The following is a 12,764-nucleotide window of genomic DNA, read 5'->3' on the forward strand; positions in this document are numbered from 1 at the left end:
AATGCGGCGCTATAAATTGCCAAGTAGTAGAGCCAACTGAAGACGAAGAAACCGAGTAACTCCCCACCCCCACCAATCCCCATAGTAAATAACTGACCACTGTCGGTGTTTTGCTGTGGGCTAAACACAACTAATTAAAAGGTATCCCTATGCAATACGCCATTGCAGGGTATCCCGCATCGGGATGCTCTACTAACTATTTGACAAAAATTCAGCATTCACCAGCCTACCGCCTCACATCAGCAAGTTTCACTCCCCCACCACGCAAGAGCTTGCTAGACAAGATAGTTGAGTTTCTACGCTCAAAGGGGAATCCACTATGAATAACCTAGATAAAGCACTCAACGCACTGAGCGATGAAGAACGCGACGTTATTGACCGGTACGCCAGTGAGTTCATGGAAGGAATTAAAGACTCGGCATTTCGAAAGGCGTGGATGGGTTTACGCCTGACTGATGATGATAAACACCGGCAGTTCATGGAAAGCGACGAGTTCACAGATTGCCTGCATGACTATCAACGAGACAGTGCCTATTGGCAAGCTCTGCATCGGCGCAAACAGGAAGTTGAATCAGGTGTGGAACATCAGACCTACATGGCCTTAACTAACTTTTATGACAGGGTGGCGTGATGGAAGCAGGGATTTATTACAACATTTCGAACGAGGACTATCACAAGGATGAGGCGATAGGTTCTACGACGATTAAAGCAATCAGTGTTAGCCCGGCCAATCTGTATTTTAACCCATTTAAAGGAAGTAAATCGGCACAGATTGGAACGGCAATACATGCGGCATTGCTTGAGCCTGAAGTATTTGAAAAGGATTTCATTTTAAAGCCGGATATCAGCTCCAGAGCATCGAAAGAATATAAGGCACTTTTACCGGCTGATGCTGAAAAAATCCTGATTGGTAGCGAAGTCGGCACGCTGGAAAAAATGATTGAGTCTGCCCAGTTAAATGAAGATTTCATGGACTATATGAGCACAAGTGGACGGTCTGAGGTTTCCATGTTCGCCACGTGCCCAATCACTGGACTGAAGCTTAAATGTCGATTTGACCGGCTATCAGATAGCCACTCTTATCCACTGGATGTGAAGAGTTGCAGGGATGCAAGTCAGCGCGGATTTAGTCAGGCATTTGGGCAATATCACTATCATGTTCAGGCTGCGTTTTATCTCTACGTTTTGAAACTTGTTACGGGCCGGGAGCTAAATCAGTTCTGCTTTTTTGCTCTTGAAAATACCCCGCCCTATAAAAACTGCATGTATTACATCGGCGAAGATTCGTTAGAGCTTGGCAGGAAAATAATGTTTGAGGCAATGAATAAGCTAGTTGAGTGCTTGGCTGATGATTCATTACGAACCGAGGGATTGGTTCTTCCATCCAGTGAAATCAACGTCCCATCGTATCTATTCGATGAAGAATTCGACGACGAGGTATATATCTAATGGACTTATCGCGAACAATAATCCCGAAATCAGACCAACTCAACTTCGAGGATGTCCAATCTTCCAGCATTACCGCAGCTATCAAATCTGTTAGAGCTGGAAACAGTGAACAGCCAGTGTTTATTGACCTTGATGGATATGACGGCCGCCCATATAAGCCATCAAAATCAATGCGCCGCGTTCTCATTGGCGGCTGGGGAAATGATGGTCATTCATGGGTTGGCAAAACTCTAACGCTTATTGGTGACTCTACAGTCAAATTTGGCGGTGTTGCTGTCGGCGGGATCAAGGTTTCAGCCATGAGTGATATTAATTCTGATTTCTCACTAATGCTAACTACCTCGCGCGGAAAGCGGTCAGAACATCGAGTTAAAAAGCTGGAAGTTAAACCGGTAAAAGTGGAAGAGCGCACGCCAGATGGATTGCTTGCTGAGTTCACCAAGGCGGCAAGTAGTGCAAAAACAGTGGTGGAGCTTGATAAAATCTTCAAGTACGCCCAGCACGTTCTTGCAGCTCACCATGACCAACTCGAAAAGGCCACCGACATTTACGGCATCCGCAAGGCCGAAATGGAAGAAGTCCCAATGTGAGGTATCTATGACCCACTCTCACGACAATATCACTGTTGGCTGCATAACTCTGGTTTATTCAGAAGTACACCACGGATGGATTACCCCCTATAACCAAGTTGTTAAAAACCAAATCGTTGCTCAATTAATTGCAGAGCGGATGAATAACAACCTGAAATTGTCACTCGCTGCCAACGGACTGGCAGCCTAATCCCCCACCCCATTACCGGCAGTCAATCTGCTGAGGAATAGTTATGTCTGAAAATACTGATTATGAAACGTTAAAAGCTGAGCGTGATGCGGCGCTCAATGCATGTTCGCTAATTGCCGAGGCTTTGGGTATTACCGGTGCTGTTGCGGGTGACACTATTGCCAAGGTTCGAGAGCTTGTTGCTGAGAAAAGCTCACTCTATGTTTCGCTATTTAATCACGGATATGGTTCTGGGCATCACGACACGGTGGAAGGTAACTATACCGACATTCACCGCAGCGACATCACTACATATCACGATGATGTTGTTGGCGAACTTGTAGAGGATTTACTCCGAGACATGCCCGCCACCACTCAGGCGCTTAACGAGATAAAGGCGCAGGGTGCAATCGAATTTGCTGAGTTCTTAAAGGTACAAGCTAAAGAGTCATTGAGTCGTGGTGATCACTATGTATTTGACCGACTTAATGCTCAGGCGGTAACCGCTGAAAGGTTCGCCGCCAGCCTGAGGGGTAACAACTGATGAATAACATCGAAGAGTTGAAATCAAAAAAACCAGAAAATTTAAAGTCTCGCTCATCTGTTTTGGCTGATTATGTGACAGATGACAATACCGGCGGTTATTTCGTTGTTGAATGTGAAAATTGCGGTGAGGTTTTCCCAAGTCAAAAACTAGGTGGTGGTGGTGCCATCGCCGACACTGGTGATTATGACGATGCTTATTGCCCACACTGTAATGCAGTTGACCCAGATGAGTGCTACAACGCGGGTCTCGTGTGGAATATTCAGCAAGCAAAGATAAACGCACTGATAGCCCAACTGGAAGCGGCACAGAAAGAAATTCACGGCTTAAAAATGAAACTCTCCGATGCTGGTTGTTTGCTCGTTGAGTGGAAACAGCGAGTTGAGCAGTCTGATCTTAGGGCTAGCACATTAGAAGCCGAGTTATCAGCGGCAAACGAGAAGCTGAAAAACGATGTGTTAGTGATGCCTGACGGGCTTCACCGTGACACGAAAGCACTTCTGTTGGTATTCGCATCTGCAATGGCTGTAAAGCTGCATAAAGCAGAACAGAAATATGGACATTCAAATACGTGGATGAAAAACGATTGGCGGGATAAGTGCCTTGAAGATTTCAATCTGCACATCAGAAAGGGCGACCCGCTAGATGTGGCGAACTATTGTGCATTTATGCATTACCACGGTTGGCCGACAGCGCTTAAAGCCGGTTTCAATAGAGGGCTGGTAGAGGGGAATGCAGATGCTGAGTAAAGAGCAGTTGGAGAAAATTGCGAATCCGGGGCCGGTTGATGTTGGTGGTACTCAAAGCACAATAGTTACTGAAATGGCTATTGAACTGCTATCACTGCGTGAGCAACAGCCGGTTACTTTCGAGTGGCGTCAACATTATTCCAGTATCGGTAAATCAGGACCATGGGTGAAACTGAACGACCAGCGAACTTATGAAAAGCTGAAATCTAAGCATGCTGGTGATGCCGATTACGAATTTCGCGAGTTATTCACAGCAGCAAAACCAGCGGAGGACTAATGCTAATCGGCTTTGTTCTTCTCATTACTTCATGCTTTAACGATAGTTGCAACGCCCTACCCGTTACCGAAGATATCTACCCTACTCAATCCGAATGCCAAGCCGTATCAATGCTGATTAAAGAGCGCAAGCCAAACGCTGTGCTCATGTGCGGCGAAGTGTATCGCTAACTCGTTTTAACCCCACCACGGAACGACAGAAACGGATTTCACTATCTGGAGTATCCCTATGGCTATTTCAATGCTCCCAGTCGAGCGTAAATTCCCGCTGCCTGCTGAATTAACGGGCCGTATTAATGACCTTATTCAAGAATATGCCGGTGAAATTGGCGTTAGTGAAGTGCTTGGCGTGTTGGAAATCGTCAAGTTTGGATTGCTGAACCAACAAACAAATGAGGTGGCTTAATGTGCGATGAAATTGACAAGGACCAAGAGCTTGAATCTCTGAATATAGAAATCGGCATCGCTAATCGCAAGCCGACAATGACGTTCACCGGCCTGTGCCATTTCTCAGAGTGTCGACAGCCGATTGCTCGCGGATTGTTCTGTGATGCTGGGTGTCGGGATGACTATGAGATTGATGAGCGAAGGAAAGGGAGAGAAGCATGAGTAGAGGAACGATTATTTGCCTGTGCGACCTGACTGGAATTATGGCGGGACCGTGGGTTACGGCTGGGTATGATGCAATTTTGATTGACCCTCAGCATATCGATAAAAGTAACCAAGAAAGAATACGAAAGTGGCCAGAGACAGTTCTCACGGCGGCCGGCGCGTTGGGTGATGTTATCCGGAAAGAGGAAATCGTTTTTGTTGCAGGGTTCCCGCCATGTACTGATGTGGCAGTAAGCGGTGCAGCCCACTTTGAAAAGAAACGCAAAGCTGATATCCACTTTCAAGCAAAGGCGGCACTGGTGGCTGAACAATGCCGGATAATTGGCGAAATAACCGGAGCTCCTTGGTTCTTTGAAAACCCTATTAGCGTTTTCAGTGGCATATTCGGAAAGCCAGATTTCATCTTTAATCCTAGCGACTACGGTGGTTATCTGCCAGTTGATGACGTTCATCCAACCTACCCCGATTACATTGCTCCACGTGATGCATACCCGAAGAAAACTTGTTTATGGACTGGCGGCGGCTTTGTGATGCCGGATAAATTGCCAGTTCCTGTTCCTGAAGGTTATTCAACTCAGCATCTAAAACTAGGTGGAAAGTCAGAGCGAGTGAAGAACATTCGCAGCGCCACACCTCGCGGTTTCGCTGAGGCAGTTTTCCGGGCTAATGCGCCGCACCTGAAAGCGTTAAGAGAGGCAGCATGAGTGGATACCAACTCATCTATTGTGACCCACCCTGGCAATACGGAAACAAGGCCAGCAACGGCGCAGCAGTTAATCACTACCGCACGATGTCACTCACCGATTTAAAACGCCTTCCAGTTTGGTCTCTCGCAGCACCCGATGCAGTTATCGCAATGTGGTACACCGGAAATTTCAACGACGAAGCAAAACAACTCGCTGAAGCGTGGGGTTTCCAGGTGCGCACGATGAAGGGTTTCACTTGGGTAAAGCTGAATCAACTGGCAGAGGATCATATCAACAAATCGCTGGCAGCCGGTGAGGTTAACGACTTTTACGACTTTCTCACCCTACTCAATACCCAATCACGGATGAATGGCGGCAACTATACGCGCGCCAACACGGAAGATGTATTGATCGCAGTGCGCGGCAATGGTCTAGAGCGACTCAACGCCAGCATCAAGCAAGTTGTTTACTCACCGCTCGGTGAGCATAGCGAAAAGCCATGGGAAGTACGTCACCGACTGGAGTTGCTGTATGGGGACGTAAAGCGTATCGAGTTGTTTTCAAGGAAGGATTTAGAGGGGTGGGATACTTGGGGGAATGAGTGTGGTCAGTCAATCAAATTAATTCCAGGCAGTTCGGAGGCAGCATGAAACTACCAAAAATATCAGATGCCGTTTGGTTCTTTGTCGTCATCATCGCGTGGGCGGTACTAGCAACTATCTACACGATTGAGAATGAAGTTGTTAGGGGGATGTTCGGATGAGCGATAAATACACGTGCGCTGTGTGCAAAGCTGAATTTGATAGCAATGACACATATGAATATCGAGGGTTTTATAGCTGCGATGAGCACTTTGATGAGCTTCAAGAAAGAGTTAACGGTAAGCGTCAGCGAATAATTGACGACTTCGATGCCAAATCAAAGCCACTACAAGGCTTGGATATAAGCACTAATTCGGTAATTGGCCGCGCTAATCGAGAAATATTGAAAGGGCCAATTGAAGTGTGCAGCAAAGAAACCCTGATAGAGAAGGATTACAGAAATGGGATTCTGTAGCGAGATGATGCATTGGACGATTTTATCTGGCTCCGTTAGTGATTTCATCGGTGCGCCTCACTGGGCCAAACGACTATGCGTTCAGCGCGGGACCGGACAAAAACTCTGGTGGGATGGTATGCAGAAATATCAAGACAAAGAGCAATTGCTCGATGCTTACACATCTGACTTTAATGAGTGTGTCGATATTCTGGCAGAGCGGAGGCTTGTGCCAATTAATGAGATAAGAGGCGACTATGAAAATCAGCCTTAAAGAGTGGAACGAGCGGCGAGACAGGCCGCGATCAATGAAGCAGATATATAGATGGGTGGAAGCTGGAAAGATATACCCACCGCCAGAACGAGTAGGGAAAGAGTACGAAGTTGAATCAACCGCAATATATAGAAACCCCGCAGACAGAACAAATCCAATACCAGCAAACAACTTAATATCAAGGATTAGAAATGGCAGCAAGAAGGCGATCCGCCGCACTGCGTGATTTGCCACCGAACTTATACGTTCGCAACGGTGGTTATTACAGCTATAAAGACCCAAGGACGGGTAAAGAATTCGGCCTTGGTCGCGATAAGCGCTCAGCAATAAATCAGGCCGTAGAGGCTAACATGCAACTCATGGATACAGGGACATCGGCAAGGCTTGTTGATCGCATCAATAACATTGCTGTTGTCACCGTATCAGATTGGGTCAAAACGTACACAACCACGCTAAGCAAGAGGGGATTAAAAAGCAAAACACTCCTTGGATATCACAGCAGATTGAATGTTATCGACGATTTATTCTCCACAAGGCCGATCGATAGCATTAGCACCAAAGATGTTGCAACACTTCTTAACGATTACACGAATAATGGAAAGGCCGCTTCTGCTAAATTGATGCGGTCATTTCTTACTGATTTTTTCAGGGAAGCAATATCGGAGGGAGTTATTGATACCAACCCCGTCGACGCAACCAAAAACCCAAAAATAGAAGTGAGACGAGCGCGGTTATCACTAGATAATTTCCTAGCCATCAGAGCGGCGGCGAGAGACATGCCAAGTTGGGTTGTCGATAGCATGGACCTAGCAATAGTAACAGGACAGCGGGTCGGCGATGTGCGCCAAATGAAGTGGACTGATATCAAGGATGATAAATTGTTTATTGAGCAAGAAAAGACGGGGATGAGGATCGTCATTCCATTTGATGTTAAGCTAGATACCCTTTCGCTGTCTTTGCGTGATATTATCTCGCGCTGCGAAAATCGGCCGATCAAAGGTGAGACGATAATTTCATCTGAAAAGGGCGAGGCATTTGCAGATAAAACGCTAACTAAGCGATTTGCCAGAGCTAGAGATTTAGCAAACATTACTTGGGAAGGCGTCAATCCACCTCCGTTTCATGAGATAAGGAGCCTAGCTTCTAGACTCTACGAAAAGGAAAAGGGAGAGGCTTTCTCTCAAAAAATCCTCGGACATAAATCCGCACAAACAACCGATAAATATCGTGATGTTCGTGGGAGTGAATGGATCGAGATAGAAGTGTAGTGAACGAATTTCGAATAATTTCGACCTGCACAGTGTAACCAACTGATTAAATTAGAAAAAATTAAGGGGAACCTTTGCAAGGTAAAGCGCTCCAAGCATTTGTTATCGACAAGCTCGATGATTTGAAAGGCCAAGATATTATCGCTCTGGATGTTCAAGGCAAGTCCAGCATCACTGATTGCATGATCATTTGTACGGGTACTTCGACTCGCCATGTGATGGCGCTGGCAGACAATCTAGTTCAAGAATCACGCATGGCTGGCATGATCCCGTTAGGGGTCGAAGGTCAAGGTGTCTCTGACTGGGTTGTGGTCGATTTGGGCGAAGTCATTGTCCATGTAATGCAAGAAGAGAGCCGCCGTTTATATGAACTGGAAAAACTCTGGAGCTAAACGGTGAAACTGCAACTGGTAGCCGTCGGCACTAAAATGCCAGACTGGGTGCAGACAGGTTTTATCGATTACCTGCGCCGCTTTCCCAAAGACATGCCTTTCGAGCTGGTAGAAATCCCAGCAGGTAAACGGGGCAAGAATGCGGATATCAAACGCATTTTGGAAAAAGAAGGCGAGCTAATGTTGGCTGCAGTGGGCAAGAATAATCGCATTGTCACACTGGATATCCCAGGTACAACCTGGGAGACACCACAATTAGCCCAGCAATTAGAGCGCTGGAAGCAGGATGGCCGTGATGTCAGTTTGCTGATTGGCGGGCCGGAAGGGTTAGCTCCGGCCTGTAAAGCTGCGGCAGAGCAGAGCTGGTCGCTCTCTCCGCTGACGCTGCCTCACCCTTTAGTGCGTGTCTTAGTGGCTGAGAGCCTCTATCGCGCCTGGAGTATTACGACCAATCACCCTTATCACCGGGAATAAGCGGGCGATGAACCTGAGTATAGTGATGACGTTATGTGACATGCCGGTGTTAGATAAAATGCTGGTTTTGGGCAAAATGAAGTAGCAGCGGAATGAAAAAAGAACCTAACTCTTTTCGCGACTATTCGGCTGAGTCGGCCTTGTTTGTCCGCCGCGCCTTGGTGGCTTTTCTCGGTATCTTGCTGCTAAGCGGGATATTGGTCGCCAACATGTACAATTTGCAGATAGTGCGCTTCGAAGACTATCGCACCCGTTCCAATGAAAACCGCATCAAGCTGGTCCCTATTGCCCCGAGCCGTGGCATGATTTTTGACCGTAATGGCACTCCATTGGCAATGAACCGGACCATTTATCAGTTAGAACTGATGCCGGAAAAAATCGAAGACCTCCCCGCCACGCTCAATGCACTACGCCCAATAGTGGATCTGACGGATGAGGATATCGCCAATTTTGAAAAAGAGCGTAAGCGCTCACGTCGTTTTACCTCGATTGCAGTGAAAACCCCGCTGACTGAAGTTCAAGTCGCTCGCTTTGCTGTTAACCAATTCCGTTTCCCCGGCATTGAAGTCAAAGGCTATCAGCGCCGCTACTACCCGTATGGCTCTGCCCTCACCCACGTTATTGGCTATGTTTCCAAAATTAACGATAAGGATGTCGAACGGTTGGATAAAGAAGGCATTCTTGCTAACTATGCCGCCACCCACGATATCGGTAAGCTTGGCATTGAGCGTTACTATGAATCCGTATTGCACGGGAAGACGGGTTATGAAGAAGTTGAAGTTAATAACCGTGGTCGGGTGATTCGTCAGTTGCATGAGCAACCGCCACAAGCGGGTAAAGACATCTATCTGACGCTCGACTTGCATCTGCAAACCTACATTGAAAAATTACTTACCGGAAGCCGCGCTGCTGTTGTGGTGACTGATCCGCGTACTGGCGGCATTTTGGCCTTAGTCTCCAATCCCAGCTATGACCCGAATCTATTCGTCGATGGTATTAGCAACAAAGATTACCAAGGGTTGCTGAACGACCCTAACCGCCCACTGATTAACCGTGCGACTCAAGGTGTTTATCCTCCGGCTTCAACGGTAAAACCTTATATTGCTGTTTCTGCGCTAAGTGCAGGGGTTATCAATAAAAACACAAGTCTGTTTGACCCTGGTTGGTGGCAGCTACCGGGTTCGGAAAAACGTTTCCGTGACTGGAAAAAGTGGGGTCATGGTCGGTTGAATGTCACGAAAGCATTAGAGGAATCAGCGGATACCTTCTTCTATCAAGTCGCTTATGATATGGGGATTGACCGTTTATCTGCGTGGATGACCAAGTTCGGTTACGGCGAATACACTGGCATTGATTTATCCGAAGAGCGTGCCGGTTTGATGCCGACACGTGAATGGAAACAAAAACGTCATAAAAAGCCTTGGTATCAAGGGGATACCATTCCAGTGGGAATCGGTCAAGGATATTGGACAGCGACCCCAATCCAGATGGCAAAAGCCTTAATGACGCTCATTAATGATGGGGCCGTGAAAACACCTCATTTGCTGCAAAGTACCCGTATTGACGGCCAATTGGTCCCTTATACACAAGAGGACACCACGCAGATTGGTGATATCCATTCCGGCTATTGGGAGATCGCCAAAGACGGTATGTTTGGTGTTGCCAACCGCGCAAATGGTACTGGCCGTAAGTATTTTGAAGGCACGCCTTACAAAGCGGCAGCAAAATCAGGCACGGCACAGGTTTACAGTTATGAAACCTACAATGCGCACAAAGTCGCAGAGCACTTACGTGACCATAAATTAATGGTGGCCTTCGCCCCTTACGAAAACCCGACAGTATCTGTTGCGATGATCTTGGAAAATGGCGGTGCAGGGCCAGCAGTAGGGACCATTACTCGCCAAATCCTCGACCACATCTTGCTAGGGGATAACAATACTGAATTACCGGATGCAGCCCCGCTTCCTCCGGGTGTTGAAGCAGATTAGCTGAAGTGGATTAAGGTAACTCATGACTGATAATCAACAAAAAGGCTCTTTGTGGTACAAAATGCACATTGATCTGCCGTTTCTGATCATCGTACTGGCGCTGCTATCTTACAGCGCTTTCGTGATGTGGAGCGCAAGCGGGCAAGATATGGGCATGATGGAACGCAAAGTCGGCCAAATTGCCATGGGTCTGGTAGTCATGTTGGTGATGGCACAGATACCACCACGCGTCTATGAAAGCTGGGCACCTTACCTCTATTTTGTTTGCGTCATCTTACTGATCTTAGTTGACGCTTTTGGTCAAATCAGTAAAGGCGCACAACGCTGGTTAGATTTGGGCTTTATCCGTTTCCAACCATCTGAAATTGCTAAAATTGCAGTGCCATTGATGGTAGCGCGGTTTATGAACCGCGACGTCTGCCCCCCCTCATTGAAAAATACCGGTATCGCGCTAATTTTAATCTTTCTGCCGACGTTACTGGTGGCTGCTCAGCCGGATCTTGGCACATCCATTCTAGTCGCTGCGTCTGGGCTGTTTGTCCTGTTCCTGTCGGGGATGAGTTGGCGCTTAATCGCTATTGCGGCTGTCTTGCTCGCGGCGTTTATTCCTATTTTGTGGTTCTTCCTGATGCACGGTTACCAGCGTGATCGCGTAATGATGTTGCTAGACCCAGAAAGCGATCCACTTGGTGCGGGTTATCATATTATTCAGTCTAAAATTGCGATTGGTTCAGGTGGGTTATCGGGCAAAGGCTGGCTACATGGCACACAATCGCAGCTCGAATTCTTACCGGAACGCCATACTGACTTCATCTTTGCTGTACTGGCAGAAGAATTGGGCTTAATTGGCGTTTTGATACTTTTAGCCCTCTATCTGTGCTTGATTATGCGCGGGTTGGTGATTGCCGCTCATGCACAAACCACTTTTGGTCGAGTCATGGTTGGGGCCCTGATGTTGATCCTCTTTGTCTATGTGTTTGTTAACATAGGTATGGTCAGTGGCATTTTACCTGTGGTTGGCGTACCTTTGCCTTTGGTCAGCTACGGAGGCTCGGCGCTGATAGTTCTGATGGCCGGGTTTGGTATCGTGATGTCGATACATACTCATCGAAAAATGTTATCCAAGAATTTATAGAGGTGAGCAATGCGTAAGGAATGGCTTTGGATTGGCATCGCAGGTGTGCTGTTATCGGCATGTACCAGTCAGCCTCCGGCACCCCAGCAACAAGTTCAGCAGACATACAATGGTCCGGTTGAAGAGATAGGCGGGGCTGAACCGCGCTACGAACCTTTTAATCCTAATTTTAATCAGGATTATAAAGTGAATGGCCAATCCTACAGCATCGTTAAGGACCCGCAGAATTTTACCCAAACTGGTCTGGCGGCATGGTATGGCGAAGAAGCGAATGGCAACACAACGGCGACCGGTGAGATTTTCGATCCTAATGCCTTAACTGCCGCGCACCCAACGCTACCCATTCCCAGCTATGTTCGGGTGACTAACATTAGTAATGGTCGCCAAATAGTCGTGAGAGTGAATGACCGCGGCCCCTATACGCCAGGCCGTGTCATTGATCTGTCTAAAGCCGCTGCTGACCGCCTGAATATCTCGAATAACACCAAGGTGAAGATTGATTTTATCAATGTGGCACCTGATGGCTCGCTGTCTGGCCCCGGTATGGTCGGCACCACTATCGCGAAGCAAAGCTATGCATTACCCAGCCGGCCGGATTTAGGTTCCAGCGGGATGGGGACACCAATACAGCAGGATGCACCGGCAGTGAGCGCCCCTGTACGCCCGATCGATAACAGCCATTTGTCAGGTGCTGACGCCACGCAACCTGTCGCGCCGCAAAGCAGCGGCTTCTTGCGCGCATCTACTCCAGTCCCCGCTGGTGTGCTGGAAGGTTCAGAGCCCGCAGCAGTCAGCCCGCCAGTGGTTACTAATCCTGGCCCCGTGACATCTTCTGTACCATCAACGAGTGCAGCAGCGTCGGGCAGCTATGTCGTTCAGGTTGGTGCGTTGAGCGATGCTCAGCGGGCACAAACTTGGCAACAAAGCCTAAGCCAACGCTTCGGTGTACCGGGCAAAGTCACCACCAATGGTAGCGTTCACCGTGTTCAACTTGGGCCATTTAGTAGCCGTCAACAGGCCACAGAGTTACAACAGCGCTTGTCGAATGAAGCGCAGCAGCAGTCATTTGTCGTCGCTGCACCTTAAACGGTACATACCTTGTAGCAATTTAAGGTCACTCCAA

General features: G+C 47.8%; 19 protein-coding genes. All 19 read left to right on the forward strand.

The window, feature by feature from the left end; translation table 11 throughout:
- Positions 1-319 precede the first annotated feature (319 nt).
- Positions 320-631 carry a hypothetical protein gene (locus DA391_RS16175; RefSeq protein WP_108087982.1) on the forward strand — a complete coding sequence of 104 codons (312 nt, stop codon included), beginning with the start codon at positions 320-322 and terminating at the stop codon, positions 629-631.
- Entirely contained in the window at positions 631-1,449 is an 819-nt protein-coding gene (locus DA391_RS16180; protein ID WP_108087983.1) for a PD-(D/E)XK nuclease-like domain-containing protein, read from the forward strand. The genes DA391_RS16175 and DA391_RS16180 overlap by 1 nt, the downstream gene beginning before the upstream one ends.
- On the forward strand, positions 1,449-2,039 hold the full coding sequence (locus DA391_RS16185; RefSeq protein WP_108087984.1) for a hypothetical protein: 591 nt from the start codon (positions 1,449-1,451) through the stop codon (positions 2,037-2,039). Before DA391_RS16180 ends, DA391_RS16185 begins: the two co-directional genes overlap by 1 nt.
- Before the next feature lie 7 nt (positions 2,040-2,046).
- Positions 2,047-2,229 carry a DUF1317 family protein gene (locus DA391_RS16190; protein ID WP_108087985.1) on the forward strand — a complete coding sequence of 61 codons (183 nt, stop codon included), beginning with the start codon at positions 2,047-2,049 and terminating at the stop codon, positions 2,227-2,229.
- Positions 2,230-2,272: 43 nt separating this feature from the next.
- Entirely contained in the window at positions 2,273-2,752 is a 480-nt protein-coding gene (locus DA391_RS16195) for a hypothetical protein (protein ID WP_108087986.1), read from the forward strand.
- The gene (locus DA391_RS24380; RefSeq protein WP_206186968.1) at positions 2,752-3,501 is read left to right on the forward strand and encodes a hypothetical protein; all 750 of its coding nucleotides are present in this window, start codon (positions 2,752-2,754) and stop codon (positions 3,499-3,501) included. Before DA391_RS16195 ends, DA391_RS24380 begins: the two co-directional genes overlap by 1 nt.
- Positions 3,491-3,778, forward strand: coding sequence for a hypothetical protein (locus DA391_RS16205; protein ID WP_108087987.1), 288 nt, complete (start codon positions 3,491-3,493; stop codon positions 3,776-3,778). The genes DA391_RS24380 and DA391_RS16205 overlap by 11 nt, the downstream gene beginning before the upstream one ends.
- 228 nt (positions 3,779-4,006) lie before the next feature.
- On the forward strand, positions 4,007-4,183 hold the full coding sequence (locus DA391_RS24240) for a hypothetical protein (protein ID WP_159074574.1): 177 nt from the start codon (positions 4,007-4,009) through the stop codon (positions 4,181-4,183).
- Between the two features lie 199 nt (positions 4,184-4,382).
- Positions 4,383-5,093 (forward strand): Dcm methylase, encoded by a 711-nt coding sequence (locus tag DA391_RS16215; RefSeq protein WP_108087989.1) that lies wholly within the window; start codon positions 4,383-4,385, stop codon positions 5,091-5,093.
- The gene (locus tag DA391_RS16220; protein ID WP_108087990.1) at positions 5,090-5,725 is read left to right on the forward strand and encodes an MT-A70 family methyltransferase; all 636 of its coding nucleotides are present in this window, start codon (positions 5,090-5,092) and stop codon (positions 5,723-5,725) included. The genes DA391_RS16215 and DA391_RS16220 overlap by 4 nt, the downstream gene beginning before the upstream one ends.
- A 109-nt stretch (positions 5,726-5,834) precedes the next feature.
- Entirely contained in the window at positions 5,835-6,131 is a 297-nt protein-coding gene (locus DA391_RS16225) for a hypothetical protein (protein ID WP_108087991.1), read from the forward strand.
- Positions 6,118-6,384, forward strand: coding sequence for a hypothetical protein (locus DA391_RS16230; RefSeq protein WP_108087992.1), 267 nt, complete (start codon positions 6,118-6,120; stop codon positions 6,382-6,384). The genes DA391_RS16225 and DA391_RS16230 overlap by 14 nt, the downstream gene beginning before the upstream one ends.
- 34 nt (positions 6,385-6,418) lie before the next feature.
- Positions 6,419-6,610, forward strand: coding sequence for an excisionase (locus DA391_RS24740; RefSeq protein ID WP_430980870.1), 192 nt, complete (start codon positions 6,419-6,421; stop codon positions 6,608-6,610).
- On the forward strand, positions 6,576-7,652 hold the full coding sequence (locus DA391_RS16240) for a tyrosine-type recombinase/integrase (protein ID WP_108087994.1): 1,077 nt from the start codon (positions 6,576-6,578) through the stop codon (positions 7,650-7,652). Before DA391_RS24740 ends, DA391_RS16240 begins: the two co-directional genes overlap by 35 nt.
- A 74-nt stretch (positions 7,653-7,726) precedes the next feature.
- Complete coding sequence (rsfS, locus tag DA391_RS16245; RefSeq protein WP_019209222.1) at positions 7,727-8,044, forward strand: ribosome silencing factor; 318 nt, start codon at positions 7,727-7,729, stop codon at positions 8,042-8,044.
- 3 nt (positions 8,045-8,047) lie between these two features.
- On the forward strand, positions 8,048-8,518 hold the full coding sequence (rlmH, locus tag DA391_RS16250) for a 23S rRNA (pseudouridine(1915)-N(3))-methyltransferase RlmH (RefSeq protein ID WP_057643570.1): 471 nt from the start codon (positions 8,048-8,050) through the stop codon (positions 8,516-8,518).
- 92 nt (positions 8,519-8,610) lie between these two features.
- Positions 8,611-10,506 carry a peptidoglycan DD-transpeptidase MrdA gene (gene mrdA, locus DA391_RS16255; RefSeq protein ID WP_050082417.1) on the forward strand — a complete coding sequence of 632 codons (1,896 nt, stop codon included), beginning with the start codon at positions 8,611-8,613 and terminating at the stop codon, positions 10,504-10,506.
- A 22-nt stretch (positions 10,507-10,528) separates the two neighbouring features.
- Positions 10,529-11,641: a peptidoglycan glycosyltransferase MrdB gene (gene mrdB, locus DA391_RS16260; RefSeq protein WP_050082415.1), complete on the forward strand. Its 1,113-nt coding sequence runs from the start codon at positions 10,529-10,531 to the stop codon at positions 11,639-11,641.
- 9 nt (positions 11,642-11,650) lie between these two features.
- Positions 11,651-12,727 carry an endolytic peptidoglycan transglycosylase RlpA gene (gene rlpA / locus DA391_RS16265; protein ID WP_050286585.1) on the forward strand — a complete coding sequence of 359 codons (1,077 nt, stop codon included), beginning with the start codon at positions 11,651-11,653 and terminating at the stop codon, positions 12,725-12,727.
- Positions 12,728-12,764 lie beyond the last annotated feature (37 nt).

The organism is Yersinia massiliensis (assembly GCF_003048255.1).
Classification (GTDB): domain Bacteria; phylum Pseudomonadota; class Gammaproteobacteria; order Enterobacterales; family Enterobacteriaceae; genus Yersinia; species Yersinia massiliensis_A.